The following is a 23,744-nucleotide window of genomic DNA, read 5'->3' as shown; positions in this document are numbered from 1 at the left end:
GCCTAGGGGTGAACATCTAGTAACCTACTACCCACTCTTCTTTATCGGTTGAGAAGAAGTCGAGCTGCGGTTCAAAAATCAGGCGATACTCACCTGGTCCAGCATCATCCGCACAGACATCGCCGGTGACGGATCCTCCAGGAGCCAAGCTTCCGGATTCAAGCATATTACCGGTGGTGAACTCAGGATCGGTAATCACTCCCTGCGGGTTGTGAATCTTCCAGTCCCAATAACCCTGGAATTTTGCTTCTGCGTCTCCGTTATTGGTGTACGTCACGTTGGCACAAACGAACGGTCCAAGGAAATCTTCTTGACGCTGCTCGAATGAATTGACCCGAATTTCCAGGCCTTTCTTAGAGGTGAAAACATCTCCGACACCACGGATAACATCCGCCTCGGGTTCTTCAGGAGCTTCCTCAGCGCCTGCCGACGCCGATTCAGTCTGCCCGGCGTCATTTCCAGCTTTTTGTTCGCTGGAGGTCTCATCGTCGCTACCGAACGCTGTGACCAGAATGCCCAGAACGACAAGGACGCCTAAGATGATCGCACCGATTTTCAGGCAACCCGGTTTTTTCTTCGCTTGGGGCTGGGCGCCGTCAAATTGTCCTGATTGATATTGGCCTTGCTCACTCACTACACTGACTCACATTCTTTTTTCAGAAAGTAGTAATGCCTCAGTGATAGTAGCAAGAATTTTTCAGCCAAAACAATCCCATTTTCAAGTTAAGGCTGAGTAAACTGCCACTACCCCAACAAAGCGTTGAAAACCTCGCTTGAGCTTGGGTGGGTATAAATTCCACTGCCGACGGTACTTGCTGAAATACCCGCAGACATCGCCAATGCCAGCGTGTTGATCAGCTCTTGCGCATCCACGCACAGCAGGGTTGCGCCGACGATGTGATCAGTCTCACGCTCCACCAGGATCTTCGCGCGACCTTCCGGCTTCCCCAGAATCTTCGGACGCGGCATGATCGGAATGTCCTTAATATCCGCAGCCTTAACATCCAGCGTATTCCCACGTCCCTCGACTTCTTTGCGGGCAGCTTCTTCGCCCAAACCAACCGTCGCCAAGGGCGGATCGATAAACGTCGTCGTTGGCACCACGCGGTTCTCGGTCGTCCGCGAGCCATCGCCCCAACGGTCCGACAGAATCACGCGATGATCATCGAACGAAACATAGGTAAATTGCGGTCCACCATTGACGTCGCCCGCAGCGTAGACGCCTTCGACGTTGGTGCGCAGGTGCTTGTCGACGGCGACCGCACCCCGCTCAGTCAGCTCAATGCCCGCTTTGTCCAGACCGAGATCCTTCGTCGCCGGTTTGCGTCCAACTGCAACCAACACGTGCGAAGTCTCGGCAGTCTGTTCATTGCCGTCGTCGTCTTTCCAAACAGTGGTGACTGCGTCGGCACCGTTTTCGCGGAATTCAGTGACCTGCACACCTGTAACCCAGGTGATGCCCAAATCATCCATGATCGTGCCGACGTGATCTGCAATGTCCCGGTCAAAGTTGGCGAACGGCTTGTCGACGGTATCGACCACGGTCACCTTCGTGCCGAATTTCGCGAAATAGGTCGCAAATTCCATGCCGATCGGGCCGCCGCCAACGATCAGCAGCGAATCCGGGCGCTCATCAAGTTGCTGTGCTGCCGTGGAGTCGATGACGCGCTCCAAGTCGGCGCCTGGCAACGGCAAGACGACGGGCTCTGCGCCGGTGTTGATAATGACGGTCTCGCCAGTGATCTCCAGGCGCTCGTCGCCGCCGGTGACTTCCACGGCCTTTTCGCTAATGAAGCTAGCGTGGCCATCGACTACAATGACGCCATTGCCTTCCGCCAGGTCCAGGTTCGCCTGGTTCATCTTCGACGTCAGCGTTCCGCGGCGCTGGATGGCTTCTGTAAAAGCCGTGGAGTCATCAGCAGTGGGTTTGGCGTGGTGGCGTTCTGCGTCGGTGAGAAGGGCTTTCGTTGGCACACAACCGATGTTGATGCAGGTTCCGCCATACATCGCACTGGATTGCTCCACCAAAGCCACCCGGTCGCCTGCTGCGGCACGGTTCATCGCAATGGTTTTACCGGCTTTACCGAAACCAATAACCAGAACGTCGACCTTCATGTTTTCACTCATTCGTTATTAGGCCTTTCTTCGTTCTTTCGGTCAGCATCTTCGTTCATTCAGTCAATCTGTCCAATTGATACCAATTGACGTCAATCGGTGACAATCGGTGTCAGTCGGCACGAATCGGTGTTGCTACCCTCCGCAACCACAAGGAGCCCCGGATAATTCCCTGCTGGCAGGTTACAGTCATCACAGTAGATAAGAAGGGTACAAACACCGCCAAAAAACACCTATGAACTGGCGATTTGCACTGCATTAAATACGCTTATATAGTTAATCAACGTTGCGCCGGAAGGCACAGACCGAAAAGTTCAGAGCAAACCAGAACCAAAGGTCAAGCCGGAAGACGTAGAAAATAATCCTCCATAGCTCAGTTGGCAGAGCATTCGACTGTTAATCGAAGGGTCACTGGTTCGAGCCCAGTTGGAGGAGCAATATTGCAACCCCGGTAGGTAGTGAATTCACTGTCTAGCGGGGTTTTTGCCGTGCTTGAACCATCCTACGTTGCGTGAGGGTTGTGCGACAAAAAGTATGTCTGGGGTTGTTACGCCGTGTCGGGGCGTCGAGTTTTGGTCCTGTTTTGCAAATAGTGCCGCTAAAAGCGACCTTTTTTGTTCGCTATTTGCAAAACGGGACCATAATCGACACCATCAACGCCAAAGTCACCATTCCCGGCGGCATATTTCCCGCGCGCGACGATCCCCGCGGCATACTTCCCGCGTGACACGGTTCCCGGGCGACAGGACTCCCAGCGGCATGATGTCTCATCGCCACCGCGGCATAGGAAAACCGCCCGGTACGCTATGCGCGTATCGAGCGGCTTCGCTGGGTTCCCAAAAGAACCAATTATTAAGTGCCCTGCATAGTCACAAAAGCTATGCAGAAGCTAGCTATGCAGAAGCTGGGATGACCTATTTAGCGGTCAACGTCAAGAACCATACCGTTCTGGTCGATATCAATGTCGATGCCACCAACTTCAACTTCCCAGTAGCCGTCATCGTCCCACTTGAACTTGCCTTCACCATTGTGGGCGCGCTGCAGGACCTGAGCTACTTCGTCCTTAGTCAGACGCTCTTCGGTCAGGTCACGCTCCGCTTCACCGGTGTAGCCAGTGATTTCAGCAGGCAAGTTGTTGGTAGCAGCGTTGCCACCTGCCTGGCCAGCTCCGGCTCCAGCACCAGCGTTTGCGTCGGCACCTTCAGTAACAGTAACGGTCTCTTTGCCACTGTCCTTGTTGTCTTGGCTATTCTGTTGTGTTGGTGCTGCGGTTTCAGTGACGGTCACTGGGGCAGCATTACCGTTATTGCCGCAGGCTGCCAGAGTCAGGCCCAGAACAGCCGTGGCAGCTACGACGGACACTCGGCGGAAAGTATTCGATTTCATGTCTTCAACCCTTCTTGTGAGTCTTATGAGTTTCCCAGCGTTTGCCGGGGAGGCGGTGTCTAGCCCCTGAGAACTCCAGCTCGACACGATAAGCGAGTATACATACATTGACACGTCAACTTTGCGTCTAGGCCCCAATTGTGAGGCATATATCACAACAAACAACCTGGTGACCGTGGTTACGCTTGCCTTAGAACGGCTAGCCAATACCCTGAAAACCGGTATTTTAGAGCCACGCTAGCTAGAGAGCCACGTAAAAAAGCCCTATTTCTCGCCACCACGCCACGATGGGATTCCAAACATCCCCATACCACCTAGCCTTCAAGACAGCTAGGCTGAGACAGGTAGGCTAGAGCACAGTTCATTGCACGCCCCTGCGCAAGCACGTGCACAACAACCGCAAGGAAAAGGGAAACGTTTCATCATGATTCAGTTCGTCGTCGGTGCCACCGCGGGATACGTCTTCGGCACGAAGGCGGGCCGAAAGCGGTTCCACCAAATCAAAGGCGCCTACGAAAAGGCCATTAACTCCCCAGTCACCCGATCCGTGGCTCGCTCAACCCGCAAAGCCATCGCCAACAAACTAGACCCGGAACCGCGTATGCGCGAGGTCAAAGACTTACGCGCCGGCAAAAACGGCCGCCGCAACCGCGATGATTACAACGGCCACGAAGAAGCAGACCGCATCTACGAACACGACGAGGACTAATGAGCGCCGCGAGCACTAATGAGGGCCGCGACGACTAGCGCGAGCGACGAGGGATAGCGAGCGAAGCGAAGAACAGCGAGCGGGGCGAAAACTAGCTAGCAGCGCGCTACGTTCGGAAGGCGCCTCCCGCAAATAGCTAACTACCGGAACGCCCGAGCAATCAGGTCCCGGCGCGCCTGCTCCAAGGCCACCAAATCGGCAAACAACGAGTGATAGGTCTGCTCATCATCACTCGGACGCATGCGTTGTAGCTGTGCTTTCAACTGCGCGATCTGATCGCCTACCCGGGCTTCCTGCAGCCGGGATAACACCATGTCAACGTAGGATTCCAGTCCCGCACTCGCGTAGCGAATTTCTTCCACCGCCAATTCCGAAACCAACGAACGCCCCACCAAATCCGCCATGTGTTCGGCCACCGCAGCAATCCAGTCGACGCCGTCGCTGGCATTAGCCACTCCCCCGGCTTGGTAAATCGCGGCACGCACCGCACGGTAAGCCTCGTTGCTGAAGACATCTTCGCCCAAGCCGTCGAAGTACTCGCCGACGTGCTGCGGGTACTGCAGCGCCAGCTTCAGCGATTCCCGCTGCGGCCACAAATACGTATCCCGCGGATTAGGCGCGACGATGCCGGGCTTATCCTGCCGGGCATCACGCTGGCTGTCATTATCAAACCGACGCGCACGCTTCACCGTTTCCTGCGGGTTCTGCACCTTCGCAGACTCCTTGCGCACCTGTGCGACGACCTCATCCGGGCTCTCCCAGCCGACCCACCCGGACAACCGCCGAGCGTATTCCATCTGCAGCGGTTTGTCACGAATACCAGCAACCACCGGCACGGTGCGTCGTAAAGCCTGCAGGCGCCCTTCAGCAGTATCCAGCTTATGGTTGGCCAAGATGGACTGGATCACGAACTCGAACATCGGAATCCGATCAGCCACCAGATCCCGCACCGCAGCGTCGCCACGTTCCAGACGCAGATCGCACGGGTCCATCCCCGGCGGAGCAATCGCCACGAAAGACTGCCCGGAAAATTTTTGTTCCCCGGAAAACGCCCGCAGCGCAGCCTTCTGCCCGGCCTCGTCACCGTCGAAGGTATAAATCAGCTCGCCGTTGAAGTAATTATCGTCCAACATCAACCGGCGGATCACCTGCAAGTGATCCTGGCCAAAAGCGGTACCACAGGCAGCAATCGCGGTTTTTACCCCCGCGGCATGCATCGCCATGACGTCCGTGTAGCCTTCCACAACCACCGCCTGATGCCCAGCAGCAATATGCTTTTTCGCCATATCCAGGCCAAACAACACCTTTGATTTGTGATACAGCATGGTATCCGGGGTGTTCATGTACTTGCCCAGCTTGTCGTCGTCGAAAAGCTTGCGGGCACCAAAACCAATCACGTTGCCGGCGATATCTTTGATCGGCCACAACAGCCGACGGTGGAACCGGTCAATCGGGCCACGCTTGCCCATCTTCGACAGGCCAGCCTTCTCCAACTCGTCGAACTCGAAGCCCTTGCGCAGCAGGTGTTTGGTCATCGTGTCCCAACCCGCCGGGGCGTAACCGATTTCAAACTCGTAAATCTGCTCGCGGGAAAACCCGCGGTCCAGCAAAAATTCGCGACCTGTGCGCGCCTGCTCGGTTTCCAGCTGCTCACGATAAAACTCGTGCGCCACGCGGTTGGCCTGAATCAAACGCTGACGCGTACCAGGTTTTTCTCGGCGACCACCAGTGGTTCCACCCTGGTACGTGATGTGATAACCGATTTTTTCCGCCACGGCCTCGACAGCCTCGGGGAACGTTAGCTGTTCCACTTCCATCAGGAAGCTGAAAACATCACCGCCTTTGCCGGAAGAAAAGCAGTGATAATAGCCGCGCTGTGGGCGCACATGGAACGACGGCGTCTTTTCATCTTTAAACGGCGACAGCCCCTTGAGCGAATCATGGCCCGCGTTTTTGAGTTGTACGTACTCGCCGACGATCTCGTCGATAGCTGCGCGTTCGCGGATTGCCTGAATATCACTATCGGGGATCCGTCCTTGAGCCATGCCCAAAGACTACCTTTTCCGGGCGCAACAGCGTAGCTGGCCACCAGGATTGGGCCGAATGCTCGGGGACAGCCGGGCACCACACTAGTGCTAGTGCAGAAACCCGGATAGCTGCGCAGCCTGCTGGGCCAAGAGTTCCAACCGCGATTCCGTCATCGAGGCAATCTGATCAATGATCACCCGCTGGCGCTGCGCCGAAGTGTCTGCTTGCAGCCACCACAGCCCGAACATCGGGTCCAACGAACCCGGCGCGCCAGCCACCAAATAGTCGTAGACGTTATACACCCGCTCGCGCTGCCGGTCTTGCCGCGCTAAATGCGAAGGCTCATCCATCACGTACAGCACAGCCAAGGTTTTCAACAGCTTCACCTCGGCCGATGCCTGCGATGGAACCAGCAGCTTACCCTGGTAGCGCCCGAGTTGGCCCTTGCCGACGAGCTCCGCATTGTGCTCCCGGCTTGCCGCAATAGTCGCGCCGACGTACCTGCCGACTAGCTCGGAAGTCATGGCCTTCAGCTGCACATAACCGCGCAAGCTGGGGGTGAAATCGACCGCGGCATTGATGATCGGCAACTCGCGCAGAGCCCCGGCAGCGTCGAGAAGTTCTTCGGCATCCCCGCCGAAAGCCTTGGCTCCCTTTTCTGCCAACGCGGCCAGCTCCACTAGGTCCCACAGCACCGCCAGGTTCACCCGCCCGGCAACCACGCCGTCTTCGACATCGTGCACGGAATAAGCAATATCATCCGACCAGTCCATCGTTTGCGCTTCCATCGTGGGCCGCGCCTGGCCGCTACGGTGGTTTCCCACAGGATCATGGTCGCGGATCCAATCGAGCACGTCGGCTTGTTCGTCGTAACACCCGTATTTGCGATTCGTGCTGCCGTCCGCATTGGTCTTGGTACGTGGATATTTACACGCCGCATCAAGGGCCGCCCGGGTGAGGTTCAGCCCTCGGCTGGCGCCAGCGTCGTCCAGAATTTTCGGTTCCAACAGCGTCAGAATCCGCAAGGTTTGCGCATTACCTTCGAAGCCGCCGCATTCGTCGGCAAGCTCATTGAGCGCGGTCTCGCCATTGTGGCCGTACGGCGGGTGGCCAATATCGTGGATCAGCCCCGCCATTTCACACAAGTCCGGATTCAGGCCTAGGCCTTCGCCAATGCCCCGGGAAATCTGCGCGACCTCCAGGGAATGCGTCAGCCGGGTGCGCGGAGTATCGCCGTCGAGCGGGCCCACCACCTGGGTTTTATCCGCTAGCCGACGCAGCGCAGCCGAGTGCAACGCGCGGGCACGATCCCGGGAAAACTCGTCGCGCTGTTCCGCCGTCGCGGGGTCAATGGAACTGCCCAAACCCGCCGCACCGCCGGTCCCAGCCGTCGTCAAGAGTGATTGTTTCACGCGCTCTCCATACCGGCGTTGCATATCCGCCTGGCTATAGCGGTAGTCATTCCCGGCTGCTGTCACTGGCTGCTCCCCTGTTGTTGGTTTGGTTCTTGTTCCCCGCGGTGTTGTTGTTGCTGTGTTGCTGCTGCCGTGCATATTGCGCACGCAAATACTCATGGCGCGTCCGCCGCGATGGCCACACGATCGCCTGCACCCTGCGCAACACGCTTTCTAGCCTAACCGCCACCGATGCGCCTGCCAGCACATACACATCCGCCACCGTCAGCCCACCAATTTCGTGCAGCAGTGATTTCCACCAGGCCAGGCTGGGAAACTGGCTCGGCGAATACGGAGTAGGAAACGCCTGCGGCAACACGCCCAAGCGCCGCGCGATTTTCTCCACCCGCACACTGTGATTCGGATCAGTCACCAATAGCACATCGCGGCCCTGCAGGTTCGGGTACCGGCTCAACGCCGCCGCTAGGCTCGCCGCGCTATCAGAGCCCTTGCCGACGGCTTCTGCTCGCACAATCCCGCGAGCCCAAAGATATCCCACGCCAACCTCCGCCTCGGTCACGGTATCGCCGGGCAAGGCGCCACCAACACACAGCACTCGGGCATCCGGGAAAATGCGCGCGGTAAACACCGCCTGATCCAAACGCGCCGAGAATTGCCGCGACGGGGTGCCGTTGTACTGTGCGGTGCCCAAAACCACGATGGCTTCTGGATCATAAACCGGCAGGTAGCGCCGCCGATAAGCGATGGTGAGCACACGTGATGCCTGCACTGCCGCGATTAGTGCGGGTGCGAGTGCAAGTGTTGCCAGCCCTGCTCGTGCGATTGTTAGTGGTTTCACGTCCTATAGTCTGCCTTACCGGGCTACTGCAGACGGGTAGTATCGTCGCCATGCGGCAGAATTCAGTGTCTTTCGAATCGTCAGCTTCTACAGCGCACGCGCAGGCTTCCGGTGCCCGCCCGGCCGTCGCTTTTCGACGCCGCCTGCTCGGTTCAGGCACCCACGGTGGGTTCCGCACTGCAGCCGGGATTACTGCGGCAGCGGCTGCTGCAGGCTGGGCTGCGTCGTTTGGCATCGGTGCTGCCGACGCCAGCGCTGCCACCGAGTCCCCTGCGGTAGCCGAAACGCACCTAGCGGCAACCGCCGAGCGCCCATTGCCCGCCCATGCCACGGTTCTTGCCCAGGCCGTGGATGCAGGTCGGCTCGACAGCCAGCTCGTCGACGGTGTGGGCATCCTATCCCCGGATGATGAACAAGCCATTAACGATGAGCTCAAGCAGCTGCAACAGTCGGATCGCATTCAGTTTTATATCGTCTACACCGACACCTTCGGCGGGATGAGTGCGCAAGAATACGCCGAATCCACCGCCGCAGCTAACGGCGGCGGGCAAGGCAGCAATGTTGGCGTGCTGGCAATCGCCGTGGATGACCGGCAATACGACGTCTACGCCTCGCCAGGTGGCACCTGGAGCCAAAACAAGCTCGATGCTGCTTCAGAGGCTGCCTACGACGAGCTGATCAACGACAACTTCGCTGGTGCTGGGTTGGCTGCCGCACAAGCCGTGCGCACCGGTTCTTCCGGGGGAGTCGGCTCCAATAGCAACAGTGGCAGCGGCAACAGTGGCAGCGGCAGCAGTGCCAGCGGCGGCAGCAACAGTGGTGATTCGTCTGGTGCTGGTTGGCTCGCCGCCGGTGGTCTAGCCCTCGCCGCAGGTGGCGGCGGTGTGTGGTACTACAACCGCAGGCAAAGCAAGCGCAACTCGTCCAAGCTGCTGAGCGATGCCCGCGGGATCTCGCCGGATGACACCAGCTCGCTGCTGCGCCTGCCGGTGGCCACGTTGGAAGAGCGCGCCGATGAGGAAATCACGTCGACTGATGAGTCCATCCGCCGCGCCAAAGAAGAACTCGACCTGGCGATCGCGGAATTCGGCGCCGACCGCGCCCGGCAATTCACTCGCGCGATGAACAACTCAAAATCCGTCATGCAGCGCGCTTTCCGCGGCAAGAAGGAGCTGGATTCACACAACGCCTTAGCCGAAGACCAACGGCGTGCCCGATTGGTGGAAATCATCTCGGATTGTGGCAAAGCCGACCGCGAGCTGGATTCGCAAGCCGAGAAATTCGCGGAGATGCGTAACTTGCTGGCACAGGCAGATTCCAAGATTTCTGAACTTACCCAGCGCAGCGTCGCCGCCCGCTCCCAATTGCAGCGGGCGCAATCCACCATGGCCTCATTGCAGGAAAACTACTCGCCAGAAGTACTGCACACCATCGCCGATAACCCGGAGATGGCTGAGGTCTCACTCGAAGAGGCCGAAGATTTGCTTGCCCACGCGAACGAACTGCAGGATAAGCCAGCTGGCCAGCAGCAGGGCCTGGTGGAAACGATTCGCGAAACTGAACACGCGTTGGAAGTCACCACGCGTCTGCTCGACGGTGTGGAAAATGCTCGCTCGAATATCGCCACCGCGAAATCCAGCATCAACGATCTTATTGCCGAAGTCGAGGAAGAAATTGCCGAGGCTGCCCAGCTGAAACAACAGGGCACACAAGATGGCACCCCGGCGGACTGGGACCGGCTCGATGCTGTCGTCGGTTCTGCGCACGAAGCACTGGCCCACGCCAAGGAAAACAAAAACACCGATCCGTTGGGCAGCTATAACCAGCTGTTGGATGCCGATACTGAGCTCGACGACAAGCTGGACCGGGTACGCGAAAAATCCGCGGATCACCAGCGCACACTGCAGTTGTTACAGCAGCAGCTGCAGTCTGCGAACTCCCGGATTCAGTCGGCAGAAGATTTAATCTCGTCCCGCGGCCGTATCGTGAAGTCCGGGGCTCGGACCGCGCTTGCCGACGCTCAGCGCATGCACGCAGAAGCCTTGCAGTTGCGGGAAACCGATGCCCGGTTGGCCATCGAGGCCGCTCGTGGCGCGGGTCAGGCCGCGCAAGCAGCGATTAAACGTGCCGAAGATGACGTCAAAGATCACCAGCGCTCAATGAATTCGCATGGTGGTCTCGGCGGCCCCACCAGACGCGGTGGCTATGGTTACCGCCGTGGTCGCAGCTCCACCGGCTCTTTGTTGACCGGTATGGTGCTCGGATCCATCTTGGGTGGTTCCGGTGGAAGCAGTGGCTTCGGCGGTGGTTTTGGTGGCGGCGGAAGCTTCGGCGGGGGTGGCGGCTTCGGCGGCGGCCACTCCGGCGGTTCGTTCTAAGATAAGAAAGCTAGAACAAAAACGTGAGAATCGCCACGATCGTGCACAGCACCAACGTGGCGATAATGCCGACTGCCGATGACGACAGCCGTGATTCCAGGATCATGCGCGCGGTAAAACTCAGCGCGATGATCTCATCCCGGCTCAGTGATTGTTCTCCATCGAACTCCACAATGGCGCGGCGAACGCCCCGGTTGGCACCGCTGAACTGTGCAACCTTGGTACCGTTTTCGTCGTCAATAATCCAGTTCTTACCGGATTCATTGAGCAACGTAAATTCGCGCTCGCCCACTCGAGCAAGCAAACGCGGGGCACGAGCAAGGTTGCCATCGACAGACAGCTTCAGCTGCGAGGTTTCAGCATCCACGGCTTCAATCCCGCGGGATTGCTCCACCTCCAGCTGCCAGTTGGTTCCGTCGAGTCGCGCTAGCTCATCACTGAAAACGCCCAGACGGTTCGGCCCGTCTTCTTCCAACAACACCGGGGTGTTGCGATCATTGCGGTCCCAACTGGTATAGCGCATGCGCGTGCCTTTCTATCGAGCCCGTCTTCCGGGGCTATCAGCGTTTAGCAGCCAACCAGGCGTGCAGCCAAGTAGGATTCCAGATCCTCGATGGCCACGCGCTCTTGCTCCATGGTGTCACGCTCGCGCACGGTGACGGCTCCGTCTTCCAGGGAATCGAAGTCATAGGTCACACAGAACGGCGTACCGATTTCGTCGTGGCGGCGGTAGCGGCGGCCGATAGCACCGGAAGTATCGAAGTCAACATTCCAGTGCTGGCGCAGCTTCTGCGACAGTTCCTTGGCTGGGCCGGTCAGTTCTTCCTTCTTGGACAACGGCAAAACCGCGACCTTGACTGGTGCCAAGCGACGATCCAACCGCAGGACGACGCGCTTGTCAGTGCCGCCCTTGGCATTCGGGGCTTCTTCTTCGTGGTAGGCGTCGACAAGAAAAGCCATCATGGAACGCCCCAGGCCAGCGGCTGGTTCAATGACGTATGGGATCCAGCGCTCTTCTTTCGACTGGTCGAAATACGACATGTCTTCGCCAGAGCCTTCTTGGTGCACACGCAGGTCGTAGTCAGTGCGGTTGGCCACGCCTTCCAGCTCGCCCCACTTGGAGCCCTGGAAACCGAAGGCATACTCCACGTCCACGGTGCGCTTGGAGTAGTGCGACAGCGACTCTGGTGGGTGCTCGTACAAACGCAGGTTTTCTGGCTTGATTCCCAGGTCAATGTACCACTGGTGGCGGTCATCGATCCAATACTGGTGCCATTCTTCGTCGGTGCCTGGCTCGACGAAAAACTCCATTTCCATCTGCTCAAACTCGCGGGTGCGGAAGATGAAGTTACCCGGGGTGATCTCGTTACGGAAAGACTTACCGATATTCGCGATGCCGAATGGTGGCTTCATGCGCGAAGAGGTCAGCACATTCTTGAAGTTCACGAAAATACCCTGCGCGGTTTCTGGGCGCAGGTAGTGCAGACCTTCTTCGTCGTCGACTGGGCCGAGGAATGTTTTCAGCAGACCAGAAAAAGCCCGTGGCTCAGTCCAGTTGCCAGGCTGGCCGGTCTCTGGGTCGTTGATATCTGCCAGACCGTTTTCTGGTGGGTGGCCGTGCTTTTCTTCGTAGGCCTCCAGCAGGTGGTCAGCGCGGTAGCGTTTGTGGGTATAGAGCGATTCCACCAACGGGTCAGTAAACACTTCGACGTGCCCGGACGAGACCCAGGTCTGGCGTGGCAGGATGATGGAAGAGTCAATACCGACGACGTCATCGCGGGATTGCACCATGTGACGCCACCACTGGCGCTTGATGTTTTCTTTCAATTCGACGCCGAGCGGGCCGTAATCCCATGCCGAGCGCGAGCCGCCATAGATTTCACCTGCTTGATAGACCAGACCGCGACGCTTACACAGGTTTACGACGGTGTCGATGACATTCGCCATTGTTACAAGGACTCCTCTGGTAGGGGATAAGTCAGTTCTCGCAGGCCATCCTACAGTGCTCACCCAACCGCACCGGAGTTAGGTGGTCCAGACCCTAGAACTTCTGTTGCACTTTGTTGCATCCCAGACCAATCACACAATCCATAAGTATCCCCGAATGGGGGTAGCGACAAAACCATGCCCTTTACAAACATAAGGCAACACTTGGTTAGTTTTGTTCAGGCGCCTGAAAACCAGTAAGATGAGACTTATTGAAGATCGATCCCATTATCGGCGAGATTGTTATCTACCGTCAAATCCCTGGCGCTAGATAGGCTCCCACCAGGAAGGACTCGTGATGCCCACCGACGTTATCGCGAACACCACTGCAGCTGCGACTATTATCCGTGCATTAAATTCTCCATTGCGCCTGCAGATTCTGCACTGCCTCAGCCAACGCGACTGCTGCGTCTACGAATTGGTCCGCGAACTTGGCCGCTCACAACCACTGGTGAGCCAGCATTTGCGGATTTTGAAAGAATCCGGCTTGGTCTCTTCGCACTCCTGCGGACGCGAAGTAACCTATCAACTCACCCGCCGGGAAGCACTCAATATCGCAGCCATTGCGGCCAGCATCGCTCCTTAAATAGACTGGAGCAATGTCTTCCGTACAGTCCGCCATCCCGAAGCTAGGCGCCCGCAATACCCGCCAGCGCACCGCCGTCATCCAGGTGCTCAACGAGCTGGACAACTTTGCATCGGCAAAAACCATTCACCACGAATTAGTGCATCGCGACAGCCAGGTTGGCTTGACGACGGTCTACCGAACGCTACAATCACTATCCGAAATTGACGCTGTGGACGTGCTACACATGCCGTCCGGCGAAACGCTGTACCGCAGCTGCGAATCCCACCATCACCACCATCACTTAGTCTGCACCAGCTGCGGGCGCACCGAAGAGATCGACGGCGGCCCGGTAGAACGCTGGGCACAAGACGTTGTCGCCAACTATGGTTTCCAACTCACCGGACATGATGCCGAAGTCTTCGGCATCTGCGCAGACTGCAGCAAGAAACAAGACAGCGCCAGCACTCAATAGCGCACAGCGGGTTTATCGACAACTAACCGACGATCCCGCCAAAGACAAGACCCAGCAGATACGTGACCCCGGCGGCCCCCAGCCCAATGAGTAATTGGCGCACCGCACGCCAGGCTGGTGGTTTGCCCGATAAAATTCCGGTTACTCCCCCAGTGAGCAACAGCGCCAGTGACACCAGCACGACCGCAATCACGGCCCCCAGGCTGGTGGAAGCTCCGAAAATAAACGGCAAAATCGGCAACAGCGCGCCACCCGCGAAGAACAAGAAACTCGAGATGGCCGCTTCCCAGGCACCGCCTGATGTTTTCACCTGTCCAAACTCATCATCTTCGACAACAGTACCGCCGTGGGGTTCAGTCTCCTGCGAAATTTTGGCGAATAACTGATCAGCTTTCTGCTGCGCTTCCGATTCCGACATTCCACGGGCGCGGAAGACTAAAGCCAACTCATTGGCTTCGACATCCACATTCGCCGCCATCGCCGACGACGAGGTCTGCGGAGTAGACGCCCCCAGCAACTCGTTTTGCGATTTCACCGAGATAAATTCACCGGCTCCCATAGACAACGCGCCCGCGAGCAAGCCCGACACACCGGTGATCAACACCACTGTGCTGCCCACTCCAGAACCCAGCACGCCAAGCACCAACGCCAGGTTGGACACCAAGCCGTCATTAACGCCAAAGACTGCGGCCCGGAACGTTCCCGACATCCGCTCACGCGAACGCGTGGCCAGCCCGCGCACCACTTCCGCGTGAACTTGCTCATCCATCGCCAACTGATCAGAAGCATCGTCGTCGGCAAGATACGGGCTCCGCGACTCCGCCGACTGCATCAGCGCCAGAGTAAACACAGATCCAAAGATTTTCGCCAGAAAACCCAACGCCCGGGTATTGAAATCCGCTTTCCGGGGCGAGCCCAGCTGATCGCCCAATTTGTCTCGCCAATACTGCTGGTGCCGCGATTCCGCTTCCGCAATTTTGGTCAGGATCTCACGATCCTCCGGGTTCTTCTGCCTGGCAGCCAGGTTTTTATAAACCTCGGCTTCCGAGCGCTCATTAGCAAGATACCTACGCCAGCGCTCTAGTTGTTGCTCAGATGGGGCTTGCTGCTGATTCACTTTGTGCCTCCGAATCGGCGATCACGGCGCGCATATTCCGCCACAGCGTCATATAAATCTTGCGGGGTGAAATCAGGAAACAATTTATCCTGATACACCATCTCTGCATACGCCGATTGCCACAACAAGAAATTCGAGGTGCGTTTTTCTCCCGACGGACGCAAAAACACATCCACATCCGGCATGCCGGGATCATAAAGATAACGCCCGATAGTTTTCTCATTAATATCGCTGGCCCGCAGCTTCCCAGCCTCGATATCGCGGCCCAATAGCTGCATGGCATCGGCAAGCTCAGCCCGGCCACCGTAGTTGACGCACATCACCAGAGTCATCCGGGTATTGTTCTTCGTCAATTCCTCGGCCTCACCCAGCTCTTTAATCACGCTGCGCCACAACCGAGGACGCCGCCCAGCCCACACCACGCGCACACCTTTTTCATGCAACACGTCGCGCTGACGGCGCAACACATCGCGGTTAAATCCCATGAGAAAACGAACCTCACCAGCAGAACGACGCCAGTTTTCCGTGGAAAACGCGTACGCTGAAAGATATTCCACACCCAGCTCCAGGCACGCATCCACAGCATCCATCAACACCGCTTCACCGCGCTTGTGCCCCTCGGTTCGCTCCATGCCGCGCTCTTGCGCCCACCGCCCGTTGCCGTCCATAACCAGGGCAATATGGCGCGGAATGAACTGCTGCGGGATCTGGTGGTCTGTGTCGAAAATACTCATCGCCTGACAGTCTAGTGCGCAGGAAGCGAGCACGGAATGATTGGTTATAAAGAATAATTGCTTACAAAGATTGTTCCATGATGCTCAACGCCGTCACGTTGCGCTCCATATGCCACTGCAGATGCCACCGCACCAGCCTGTGCGCAGTACTGGACACTTCCGAATTTCTTCTGCTGAGCTCGGCGGCTTTATCCCAATAGCGCCCAGCCAGCAACCACATATAGTGCAGGACCTCCTCAGCGATATCCGCCGAACCTGGCGGCCGACACTGATGACAACACGCGCCACCGACCCCCGGGTGAAAAGCATGGTGCGGGCCGGGCCGAGAACACTGCGCGCACTCGAATAACACCGGTGCCCAACCGGCATAATCCATCGCTTGCAATAAAAACGAATCACACACCGCGACCGGATCGTGGGCGTCGCCAAGCAGACTCAAAGCCGCCACCAATGCGCTAAACATTGACGCATCGTCGGATTGCGACAAACGCTCGGCAGCCTCCAACATGGCACAACCAGCGGTATAGCGCTCATAATCATCGATAATTCCGGCGGCGAAAAACGCGACCGTATCCGCACCGGTAATGGTATCCAGGTTACGTCCGGGATACAGCTGCACATTCAAGTGCACAAAAGGCGCCAGGCGCGAACCAAAACGAGACTTCGCCCGCCGCACACCCTTGGCCACTGCGCGGACGACCCCATGCTGCTTGGTCAACAACACGATGATGCGGTCGGCCTCGCCGAAATCGTACGTGCGCACCACCACTGCATCGTCGCGATACGGTTTGTTCCGTGCCACTATTTAAAAACCAAGCCGTCCCAGCGACTTCGGATCCGACTGCCAGTTTTTCAATACCTTGATGCGCAGATCCAAAAATACGTTATGGCCCAGCAGCTCGATGATCTGCTTGCGCGCGTTATGCACGATACGCCCGTAGCGCCGGCCATCTTTACCCTCGATGATTTTCTTTTGGCCAGGGCGTTCCACATACAACACCGCGTGCACATTGCTGACACCCGGGCGGTCTTCGTCGGGAAGAATTTCGTCGATTTCCACTGCCACCGAGTGCGGAAGCTCATCACGCAAACCGGAAAGTGCGGCCTCACGGATCAGCTCACTGATACGGGTGGCATTATCGTCGTCAGTCAGGTGATCATCCGGATAGAACTTATGACCTTCCGGCAAATGCTGCACGATCACATCAGTCAACACATCAATCTGGGTGCGCTTGGTCGCAGAAACCGGAACCACTTCGCTATCGCCACCGAGCATGTCGTGCAACGCCATGAGCTGCTTGCCGACGGTATCCTTGCCCACCTTATCCAGCTTGGTCACGATCCCGATTATCGGCACGTTCGGTGCTACGTTGCGAATATTGTCCAGAATCCAGCGATCGCCCGGGCCAATTTTCTCGTCGGCCGGCACGGTAAAACCAATCACATCGACGTCCGAGTAATTATCCTTCACCAACTCATTCAGACGCTCACCCAGTAATGTCCGTGGGCGGTGTAATCCAGGGGTATCCACCACCACGACCTGCGCGTCCTCGCGGTGGATCAGCCCGCGAATGGCGTGGCGAGTGGTTTCCGGCTGGTCGGCTGTGATGGCGATCTTCTGGCCCACCAGCGCATTCGTCAGCGTCGATTTGCCGGTATTTGGGCGCCCGACGAAGCTGACAAAACCAGAACGGAAGCCTTCCGGTACATCAAGATAGCTTTCGAGACTCATTAGTTATTTCCCGCCTGTAGGAAAATTTTCCACGACTGTGACATCAAAGTGTTGCTTCGGATCCACGAAACATTCCTGCGCAAAGATCACATCCAACTCCGCGGAACCACGCTTGTAGGTGGTCTCCAACAGCTCATAGACCGACGCCGCCGTGGTCTCTAGCGCTTGCGATGCCTCACCATGGTTGGCGTAATGGCCGCTGAACAGCGCGGCTGTAACATCGCCGGAACCATTACGTTTGAAATTCAGGTACGGGGTTTGCACCAGGTAGGCCTCATCACCGTCAACGGCAAGCATTTCAATGACATCATCACCTGTTTCCGGGCGCACCAGGGAAGTCACCAACACCACGCGCGGGCCCATCTCCTGCAAGGCGCGCACAGCGTCGAGAACTTGCTCAAACGTGTCGACTGGCTTACCAGTCAAAAAACCAAGCTCAAACTGATTCGGGGTAGCAATATCTGCCACCGGAATCACCTTGTCCCGCAGCAGCGGCGGGATCGAATCATCCACAAAACACCCGGATTTCGCATTGCCCATCACCGGGTCGCAGGCATACATAGCATTCGGGTTTTCTTTTTTGATACGCGTGACCGCGTCGATGATGACATCCGCAATCTCTGGGCTGCCCTGGTAGCCAGACAAAATAACATCAATCTTGTCGAATGCCTCACGACGTTCCAGACCGTCGATGACATCAGCGACTTGGTCTGCCGGAAGTAGCGGGCCGCCCCAATCACCATAACCAGTATGGTTGGAGAAATTCACGGTATGCACTGGCCAGACCTCATAGCCAGCACGCTGCAGCGGAAACACCGCTGCGGAGTTGCCCACGTGACCGAAACTCACGTGCGATTGGATCGACAACACAGTGTTCATGTTCATAAAACGGCTACCTCTTCACCTGAAATTACGCGCAATTCTGAATTAGTTTTCTTCGTTATCGCCAGATTTGTCCTGTGGTTGCGCGATCGCCGGGATGTGGCCGTCGGCAAGCGCTGTCCCCGCCAACTGTTCATCCAAATGAGCACGATCAGCCGCCGAGGGGAAGGCCTGGGGACCAGTGGGCTTTGGCGGGAACTTCTTCCCGCGGCGGGCAACATCGTCGTACCAGTCCGCGAGAATCTCATTTTGCAGCGCGAACATCTCCTTTTCCTCGGCCGGGGTGTCATGATCATACCCCAATAAATGCAAACACGAGTGCGTTGTCAACAGTGCAAGCTCGTGTGCCAAGCTGTGTCCTCCAGCATCTGCTTGCTTCTGCGCAAACTCTGGGCACAACACAATATCGCCGAGCATCGCCGGGCCAGCAGACTCACCATCCGGGCGCGGAGTATGAAATCCCGGGGTGAGCTCATCAATCGGGAAACTCATCACATCCGTCGGGCCGGGCAAATTCATCCAATGCACGTGCAGCTCAGCAATGGTGTCTTCATCAACACACGTGATCGTGGCTTCCACATCTGGGCTCACGTCCATAGCTGCCAGTGCGAATCCCGCGACATCCAACAACATTTCTTCGTTGATGCCGTCAAAGCCAGACTCATTGAAAAATTCGATACTCATCTGCCGATCCTGTGTGGTTTCCTAGTACGGTTCCTGCTTCGTTGATTCGTGGAAGCACAATATCAAGAGTTAGCTTTCCGACTGCTCGTGATAGTCATAAGCATCGACGATGCGCCCCACCAACGCATGGCGCACAACATCGCCAGCGCCCATTTCCGCGAAGTGAATCCCTTCCACCCCGCCGAGAATGCGACGCACGGTCTTCAGCCCAGAATTCTGCCCGCGCGGCAGATCAACCTGGGATTCATCACCGGTAACCACGAAAGTGGTGCCAAAACCCAAACGTGTCAAAAACATCTTCATCTGCGCGGGAGTGGTATTTTGCGCCTCATCCAAGATCACAAACGCGTCGTTCAACGTTCGACCACGCATATAGGCCAGCGGGGCCACCTCAATGATCCCGGCTTCCATGAGACGCGGAATAGCCTCTGGGTCCAGCATGTCCCGCAACGCATCATGCAGCGGACGCAAATAAGGATCAATCTTGTCATTCAACGTGCCCGGCAAAAAGCCCAGTTTCTCGCCGGCTTCCACTGCCGGGCGAGTCAGGATAATGCGCTGGACCTGCTTATTTTGCAGCGCCTGCACAGCCTTGGCCACCGCCAGATAAGTCTTTCCGGTACCGGCTGGACCCAAGCCGAAAACGATGGTGTTTTCATCAATCGCATCCACGTATTCAGCCTGGCCAACGGTTTTCGCGCGAATCTTCTTCCCGCGGCGCGAGACAATACTTCCGCCCAGTGCCTTGGCAACAGAGACCGGTGAATCTTCGCTCAACAGCGACAACACGTGCTTTACACCATCAGGGCTGACGGTGTGGCCGCGCCGTGCCATGGATTCTAATTCGTCAAACGCTTTCACTGCACGCGCAACCTCATAATCCGGGCCGGTGATTTTCACCATCGTGCCACGGGCAAAAATATCCGCGTCCAGCTGGTTATCCAGCACGCGCAGGTTTTCATCAGTAGTGCCTAACACTGTGCGTGCATAAGCGGGGTCCAGGTCGATCTTGCGGGTTTGAATGTGCACGTCGCTAGCCTACCAACTGCAACTAACTTTCCACGAAGTGTGCACGCTTCTAGTTTTAGGCTTTCAACACAACCTCAGCGAGCATCCGACCGCTTGGGCTCGTGCTGCCAGCTGCGGGCTCTTCAGTGACCATGACCTTATGGGCGGCAGCGTCGAAAGGCATCCACACGTCCTCGTGCGGATCTTGGCCGATAACTCCGGCCGAACGCACCACACCATTCTTGTCGACGGACCACACTTGCGCGCCCATGCCGTCGGCAAGATCCGGTTGCCCATCCACCATCGCACCGGCTTTGTCCATTTCCGTCGACGAAACAATTTTCAGGCGTGCGCCTTCCGCGGTGGTCGCGCCGCTGACCAGATCAGTCGCCGACATGATCTCATGCATCTGTTCAGGTCCGTCCGCGGTGGAATCAGCATCTTCTGCAACGATCGTGCCTTCACCAGCATCATCGATAGCATTATCGAGTACGGGGCTAAGCACCGTGACTGCGACCAGTAATGCAGCAGCCGCGAGGCCACCGGCCAGCGCCCAGGTTTTTCGCGGCGCTCTCTTCTGAGAAGACGCTGACCGAGCCGTCACGGATGACGCTTTCGCACGTAGCGGAACCACATTATCTGCTTCTACCGCCGATTCACGCTGCGTGCCATCGACGGAAGCTGCACCAGTATCGGAGTGGCCAAGGCGTGCGAGCAGCTGCTCTTTCACATGCTGCGGCGGGGTGTGCTCCGGAACAGCATCAAGAAAGGAATCGAAAACCTCGTCGTCGAATTGTTCCGAGTTAGCCTGAGAGGCTTTATTACTAGTGATGTCGTTTTTATCGCGATCACTCATGGTGGGCTTCACCCCTTCCCCAGACAGCTGCTAGTTTGCGTACCCCATCACGCACCCGAGTTTTTGCGGTACCTAATGGAACATTGGTGGATTCTGCCAGTTCCGCGTGACTTAGCCCATCGAAAAACGTCAGCAGAACGGCCGTGCGGTGTGGCTCGCCAATCTTGTCGACGGCTGCCCGCAGTCGTTTTCCCTCCACATTAGTAAGAGCCTCAGTTTCCACATCAATGTCGCGAATGCGTTCCCCAAGAACAAAATCGGCATCGTCGCGGCGCACACTGGCATTATGCGCACGCAATTTATCAATTCCGCGGGAATGCGCGATCCTACCCACCCACGTGCGGGCGCGACCACGGCCTGGGTCAAAGCTATCTGCTTTATTCCAGACTTCCACGAAAACTTCCTGCAACACTTCTTCCGCGAGCGAATTATCACCTAGGATCTGGATGATCACGCCATAGGCCAGCGGGGAAAGCGCATCATAAAGCTGTGAAAAAGCGCGCTGGTCCCCGTCGGCCACGCCCGCGACAAGCGCGTCGAGGCGAGCATGTTCTTCCGGGCTGCAACTAGACACAGCGTTACATACTACTGGCTCATCTTGTCATCATGCTCCATCTTGTCATCGTGGCCCATCTTGTCGCCTTCGCCGCCCATTTTGTCATCGTGCTCCATTTTGTCGTGTTCCATCTTGTCGCTGCTCGTGCTTTCCGAAGTCGCCTTTTCGGAACTCATCTTGTCCGAGCTTTTCTCTGTGCTCTCCTCTGAGCTTTTCTCGGTGCTCGTTTCTGAGGACTTCGTCGGAGTTGCAGCAGAATCATTACTGCACGCAGCCAGGCCCACCGTACTCATCGCAATAGCAGCGGCAGTGAGCAAAAATTTCTTCATCGAAGTATGTGCAGACATTGGGTTCTCCTCAACAGCTAGTAGTTTTCAGCAGTTTTTCCTGCCTTCAACTACTACTGCGGAACCACCCCGCAGACCGGATTGGAAAAAATAAAAACTTTTTGTCACAGGCTCCACACCGCCAAAGACCAATCCACTACGACGCTTCGCTCCGGATAAATCAATGACCGAGAAAATACGAGCCCGCGTGCGACGAGCATTCGCCATCACGCGCGCGACATTCAGAAAGGCTGCACATCATGCTCAGCACCATCGCCATCGGTTTTATCGGTGGCCTGATCACGGGTATATCGCCGTGTATTTTGCCGATCCTGCCGCTAGTGCTGGCAGTATCCCAAGGCTCCAAAGCCCGCCCATGGCTGGTTATCGGCGGTTTGGTCACCAGCTTTACCATCGTCACGCTGTTTGCCACCACGTTGCTCAATGCGCTGGGACTGCCCGCAGATATTTTGTGGAAGCTCGGCATTGCACTATTGGTTCTGGTCGGCCTGGGAATGATCTTCCCGAAGCTGCAGGAACTACTGGAGTGGCCATTCCAGTTCCTGCCGCGGGCACATAAGTTGCAGGCCCGCGCCCGCGATAAGGGCGGGTTTGCCGTCGGCCTAGCCATGGGTGTGGTCTTTGTGCCCTGCGCAGGTCCAGTATTAGCGGCGATCACCGTGGCGGGGGCTACGGGCGAAATCGATGCCCGCATCGCCGTTCTCTGCGTCTCGTTCGCGATTGGCGTAGCCATCCCGCTGTTGGCTTTCGCTCTGGGCGGCCAGCAAGTGGGCAAGCGCGTAGATTTCTTCCAGTCGCGTCAACGCATCTTCCGCGCGACCGCTGGCGTCATCGTCATCACCATGGCCGGTGCCCTGGCATTGGGTGCTCCTGCGTGGATCCAGCAAAAACTGCCAAACTGGACAGGTGATGCCGAAAAAGCCGTCACCGTGCAACTGGCACAACAAAATGAGGGTTCAGACTCACTAGAAGATTGCCGCGGCAACGGTGAGCTTAGCAATTGCGGCACCGTCCCAGAGCTGGTGGGCCTGGAAAACTGGATGAACACGGACGCCCCCGTCGACCCGCGTACCTCTGGTGATGTTACGCTGATCGACTTCTGGGCTTATGCCTGCATCAACTGCCAGCGCGCGAATACGCACATCACCAAACTTTATGATCACTACCGCGACTACGGTTTCACCGTCATCGGTGTGCACTCTCCGGAATATGCCTTCGAGCGGGAAACCGCGAATGTGCGCCAGGCGGTTTCCGAGCAAAACATCAACTACCCAGTTGCGCAAGACAATTCTTTCGCGACGTGGAAAGCCTTCAACAATCAATATTGGCCAGCGCATTATCTTGTCGACGCTGAGGGCACCGTACGGGAAATCCACGAAGGCGAGGGCGCCTATGCCCGTACTGAGCAGCTCGTGCGCGAATTACTACAGAAGCGTGATCCGTCAGTTGAGCTTCCTGCCCCACTGGAAGATTCGGACGACGAAACCACCCAGCACCGCAACCCAGAGACCTATTTGGGCAGCCAGCGTGCCCGTTACTACGCCAACCCCGCGTATAAGTCCGGCACCTTGTCTGGACCAGAGCCAGAGATCGGTCAATACACCTTGGAAGGTGACTGGACCATCGACCGGGAAAACATCACGGCAGGTGACAACGCCAAGATCCGACTGAATTACCGCGCAGCTTTGGTGCAGGCAGTGGTGTCTGGCAGCGGCACCATCAAGGCCAACGGGAAAGAATTCACTGTTACCGACGACGGAACCGTCAATCTTCTGGAATCCGACCAAGCACAAGCGGGGATCCTGGAGGTCGAGGTCTCACCCGGTTTGAGCTTGTATTCGTTTACTTTTGGATAGTTCGACGGTATGCGAACACTTGTCCGCCACCGTTTCCCCACTTCAGCGCATAAATTCATAAACTTCATAAGAATTCA

The 23,744-nt window shown here is 57.1% G+C and carries 23 protein-coding genes and 1 tRNA gene; 6 read left to right on the top strand and 18 right to left on the bottom strand.

Translation table 11 applies throughout. The features are described 5' to 3' along the window. Positions 1–16: 16 nt before the first annotated feature. Both QP888_RS09985 and QP888_RS09980 read right to left on the bottom strand, forming a co-directional pair. Positions 17–634: a DUF4352 domain-containing protein gene (locus tag QP888_RS09985; protein ID WP_284813423.1), complete on the bottom strand. Its 618-nt coding sequence runs from the start codon at positions 632–634 to the stop codon at positions 17–19. A gap of 110 nt (positions 635–744) precedes the next feature. After that, a complete protein-coding gene (locus QP888_RS09980) occupies positions 745–2,127 on the bottom strand; it encodes a dihydrolipoyl dehydrogenase family protein (RefSeq protein ID WP_284813422.1) in 1,383 nt (460 codons plus the stop codon). A gap of 350 nt (positions 2,128–2,477) precedes the next feature. On the opposite strand from QP888_RS09980, the gene QP888_RS09975 reads away from it, so the two are divergent. Beyond that, positions 2,478–2,550 (top strand) — tRNA-Asn (locus tag QP888_RS09975). A gap of 483 nt (positions 2,551–3,033) precedes the next feature. On the opposite strand, the gene QP888_RS09970 is transcribed toward QP888_RS09975, so the two are convergent. Continuing rightward, complete coding sequence (locus tag QP888_RS09970; RefSeq protein WP_284813421.1) at positions 3,034–3,501, bottom strand: hypothetical protein; 468 nt, start codon at positions 3,499–3,501, stop codon at positions 3,034–3,036. A gap of 424 nt (positions 3,502–3,925) precedes the next feature. Between QP888_RS09970 and QP888_RS09965 the strand changes: the two genes are divergently transcribed. Then, the gene (locus QP888_RS09965) at positions 3,926–4,210 is read left to right on the top strand and encodes a hypothetical protein (protein WP_284813420.1); all 285 of its coding nucleotides are present in this window, start codon (positions 3,926–3,928) and stop codon (positions 4,208–4,210) included. Between the two features lie 140 nt (positions 4,211–4,350). On the opposite strand, the gene dnaG is transcribed toward QP888_RS09965, so the two are convergent. From dnaG to QP888_RS09950, 3 genes are all read right to left on the bottom strand, one after another. Continuing rightward, on the bottom strand, positions 4,351–6,255 hold the full coding sequence (dnaG, locus tag QP888_RS09960) for a DNA primase (protein WP_284813419.1): 1,905 nt from the start codon (positions 6,253–6,255) through the stop codon (positions 4,351–4,353). A gap of 90 nt (positions 6,256–6,345) precedes the next feature. Next, positions 6,346–7,674 carry a deoxyguanosinetriphosphate triphosphohydrolase gene (locus QP888_RS09955; protein ID WP_284813440.1) on the bottom strand — a complete coding sequence of 443 codons (1,329 nt, stop codon included), beginning with the start codon at positions 7,672–7,674 and terminating at the stop codon, positions 6,346–6,348. 22 nt (positions 7,675–7,696) lie between these two features. After that, entirely contained in the window at positions 7,697–8,491 is a 795-nt protein-coding gene (locus tag QP888_RS09950; RefSeq protein ID WP_284813418.1) for a YdcF family protein, read from the bottom strand. 50 nt (positions 8,492–8,541) lie between these two features. Here QP888_RS09950 and QP888_RS09945 point away from each other — a divergent pair, with 50 nt between their 5' ends. Beyond that, positions 8,542–10,869, top strand: coding sequence for a TPM domain-containing protein (locus tag QP888_RS09945; protein WP_284813417.1), 2,328 nt, complete (start codon positions 8,542–8,544; stop codon positions 10,867–10,869). Positions 10,870–10,879: 10 nt separating this feature from the next. Here the strand turns inward: QP888_RS09945 and QP888_RS09940 are convergent, their stop codons facing one another. Both QP888_RS09940 and QP888_RS09935 read right to left on the bottom strand, forming a co-directional pair. Then, positions 10,880–11,392, bottom strand: coding sequence for a hypothetical protein (locus QP888_RS09940; protein ID WP_284813416.1), 513 nt, complete (start codon positions 11,390–11,392; stop codon positions 10,880–10,882). A gap of 44 nt (positions 11,393–11,436) precedes the next feature. Then, a complete protein-coding gene (locus QP888_RS09935) occupies positions 11,437–12,816 on the bottom strand; it encodes a glycine--tRNA ligase (RefSeq protein ID WP_049148080.1) in 1,380 nt (459 codons plus the stop codon). A gap of 337 nt (positions 12,817–13,153) precedes the next feature. On the opposite strand from QP888_RS09935, the gene QP888_RS09930 reads away from it, so the two are divergent. Both QP888_RS09930 and QP888_RS09925 read left to right on the top strand, forming a co-directional pair. Continuing rightward, entirely contained in the window at positions 13,154–13,441 is a 288-nt protein-coding gene (locus QP888_RS09930) for an ArsR/SmtB family transcription factor (RefSeq protein WP_284813415.1), read from the top strand. Between the two features lie 13 nt (positions 13,442–13,454). Then, on the top strand, positions 13,455–13,895 hold the full coding sequence (locus QP888_RS09925; protein ID WP_284813414.1) for a Fur family transcriptional regulator: 441 nt from the start codon (positions 13,455–13,457) through the stop codon (positions 13,893–13,895). 22 nt (positions 13,896–13,917) lie between these two features. On the opposite strand, the gene QP888_RS09920 is transcribed toward QP888_RS09925, so the two are convergent. From QP888_RS09920 to QP888_RS09875, 10 genes are all read right to left on the bottom strand, one after another. Next, positions 13,918–15,012 (bottom strand): VIT1/CCC1 transporter family protein, encoded by a 1,095-nt coding sequence (locus QP888_RS09920; protein WP_284813413.1) that lies wholly within the window; start codon positions 15,010–15,012, stop codon positions 13,918–13,920. Beyond that, the gene (locus tag QP888_RS09915; protein WP_284813412.1) at positions 15,009–15,746 is read right to left on the bottom strand and encodes an isoprenyl transferase; all 738 of its coding nucleotides are present in this window, start codon (positions 15,744–15,746) and stop codon (positions 15,009–15,011) included. Before QP888_RS09915 ends, QP888_RS09920 begins: the two co-directional genes overlap by 4 nt. A gap of 61 nt (positions 15,747–15,807) precedes the next feature. Next, positions 15,808–16,548, bottom strand: a complete 741-nt coding sequence (recO, locus tag QP888_RS09910) for a DNA repair protein RecO (protein ID WP_284813411.1) — start codon at positions 16,546–16,548, stop codon at positions 15,808–15,810. A gap of 3 nt (positions 16,549–16,551) precedes the next feature. Then, on the bottom strand, positions 16,552–17,478 hold the full coding sequence (era, locus tag QP888_RS09905; protein ID WP_284813410.1) for a GTPase Era: 927 nt from the start codon (positions 17,476–17,478) through the stop codon (positions 16,552–16,554). A gap of 3 nt (positions 17,479–17,481) precedes the next feature. Next, positions 17,482–18,363, bottom strand: a complete 882-nt coding sequence (gene pdxY / locus QP888_RS09900; protein ID WP_502869176.1) for a pyridoxal kinase PdxY — start codon at positions 18,361–18,363, stop codon at positions 17,482–17,484. Positions 18,364–18,405: 42 nt separating this feature from the next. Beyond that, positions 18,406–19,044 (bottom strand): rRNA maturation RNase YbeY, encoded by a 639-nt coding sequence (ybeY, locus tag QP888_RS09895; protein WP_284813409.1) that lies wholly within the window; start codon positions 19,042–19,044, stop codon positions 18,406–18,408. A gap of 69 nt (positions 19,045–19,113) precedes the next feature. Continuing rightward, the gene (locus QP888_RS09890; RefSeq protein WP_284813408.1) at positions 19,114–20,073 is read right to left on the bottom strand and encodes a PhoH family protein; all 960 of its coding nucleotides are present in this window, start codon (positions 20,071–20,073) and stop codon (positions 19,114–19,116) included. A gap of 55 nt (positions 20,074–20,128) precedes the next feature. Continuing rightward, positions 20,129–20,908 carry an anti-sigma factor gene (locus QP888_RS09885; protein ID WP_284813407.1) on the bottom strand — a complete coding sequence of 260 codons (780 nt, stop codon included), beginning with the start codon at positions 20,906–20,908 and terminating at the stop codon, positions 20,129–20,131. Next, positions 20,901–21,482, bottom strand: coding sequence for a sigma-70 family RNA polymerase sigma factor (locus QP888_RS09880; protein WP_284813405.1), 582 nt, complete (start codon positions 21,480–21,482; stop codon positions 20,901–20,903). The genes QP888_RS09885 and QP888_RS09880 overlap by 8 nt, the downstream gene beginning before the upstream one ends. Before the next feature lie 11 nt (positions 21,483–21,493). Continuing rightward, positions 21,494–21,811, bottom strand: coding sequence for a hypothetical protein (locus QP888_RS09875; protein ID WP_284813403.1), 318 nt, complete (start codon positions 21,809–21,811; stop codon positions 21,494–21,496). A gap of 239 nt (positions 21,812–22,050) precedes the next feature. Here QP888_RS09875 and QP888_RS09870 point away from each other — a divergent pair, with 239 nt between their 5' ends. Next, complete coding sequence (locus QP888_RS09870; RefSeq protein WP_284813402.1) at positions 22,051–23,667, top strand: cytochrome c biogenesis protein CcdA; 1,617 nt, start codon at positions 22,051–22,053, stop codon at positions 23,665–23,667. The last annotated feature ends 77 nt before the right edge of the window (positions 23,668–23,744 follow it).

Source organism: Corynebacterium sp. MSK297 (assembly GCF_030232885.1).
Lineage (GTDB): Bacteria > Actinomycetota > Actinomycetes > Mycobacteriales > Mycobacteriaceae > Corynebacterium.
Note: the sequence above shows the minus strand (reverse complement) of the source record. Positions and strands in the feature narration are given on the sequence as shown.

What these genes read in the sequence shown, in the direction of transcription:
- QP888_RS09980 (WP_284813422.1), bottom strand. Translation starts at nt 2,127, where the DNA reads ATGAGTGAAAACATGAAGGTCGACGTTCTGGTTATTGGTTTCGGTAAA.
- QP888_RS09970 (WP_284813421.1), bottom strand. Translation starts at nt 3,501, where the DNA reads ATGAAATCGAATACTTTCCGCCGAGTGTCCGTCGTAGCTGCCACGGCT.
- QP888_RS09965 (WP_284813420.1), top strand. Translation starts at nt 3,926, where the DNA reads ATGATTCAGTTCGTCGTCGGTGCCACCGCGGGATACGTCTTCGGCACG.
- dnaG (WP_284813419.1), bottom strand. Translation starts at nt 6,255, where the DNA reads ATGGCTCAAGGACGGATCCCCGATAGTGATATTCAGGCAATCCGCGAA.
- QP888_RS09955 (WP_284813440.1), bottom strand. Translation starts at nt 7,674, where the DNA reads ATGCAACGCCGGTATGGAGAGCGCGTGAAACAATCACTCTTGACGACG.
- QP888_RS09945 (WP_284813417.1), top strand. Translation starts at nt 8,542, where the DNA reads ATGCGGCAGAATTCAGTGTCTTTCGAATCGTCAGCTTCTACAGCGCAC.
- QP888_RS09940 (WP_284813416.1), bottom strand. Translation starts at nt 11,392, where the DNA reads ATGCGCTATACCAGTTGGGACCGCAATGATCGCAACACCCCGGTGTTG.
- QP888_RS09935 (WP_049148080.1), bottom strand. Translation starts at nt 12,816, where the DNA reads ATGGCGAATGTCATCGACACCGTCGTAAACCTGTGTAAGCGTCGCGGT.
- QP888_RS09930 (WP_284813415.1), top strand. Translation starts at nt 13,154, where the DNA reads ATGCCCACCGACGTTATCGCGAACACCACTGCAGCTGCGACTATTATC.
- QP888_RS09925 (WP_284813414.1), top strand. Translation starts at nt 13,455, where the DNA reads ATGTCTTCCGTACAGTCCGCCATCCCGAAGCTAGGCGCCCGCAATACC.
- QP888_RS09915 (WP_284813412.1), bottom strand. Translation starts at nt 15,746, where the DNA reads ATGAGTATTTTCGACACAGACCACCAGATCCCGCAGCAGTTCATTCCG.
- era (WP_284813410.1), bottom strand. Translation starts at nt 17,478, where the DNA reads ATGAGTCTCGAAAGCTATCTTGATGTACCGGAAGGCTTCCGTTCTGGT.
- pdxY (WP_502869176.1), bottom strand. Translation starts at nt 18,363, where the DNA reads ATGAACATGAACACTGTGTTGTCGATCCAATCGCACGTGAGTTTCGGT.
- ybeY (WP_284813409.1), bottom strand. Translation starts at nt 19,044, where the DNA reads ATGAGTATCGAATTTTTCAATGAGTCTGGCTTTGACGGCATCAACGAA.
- QP888_RS09885 (WP_284813407.1), bottom strand. Translation starts at nt 20,908, where the DNA reads ATGAGTGATCGCGATAAAAACGACATCACTAGTAATAAAGCCTCTCAG.
- QP888_RS09875 (WP_284813403.1), bottom strand. Translation starts at nt 21,811, where the DNA reads ATGTCTGCACATACTTCGATGAAGAAATTTTTGCTCACTGCCGCTGCT.
- QP888_RS09870 (WP_284813402.1), top strand. Translation starts at nt 22,051, where the DNA reads ATGCTCAGCACCATCGCCATCGGTTTTATCGGTGGCCTGATCACGGGT.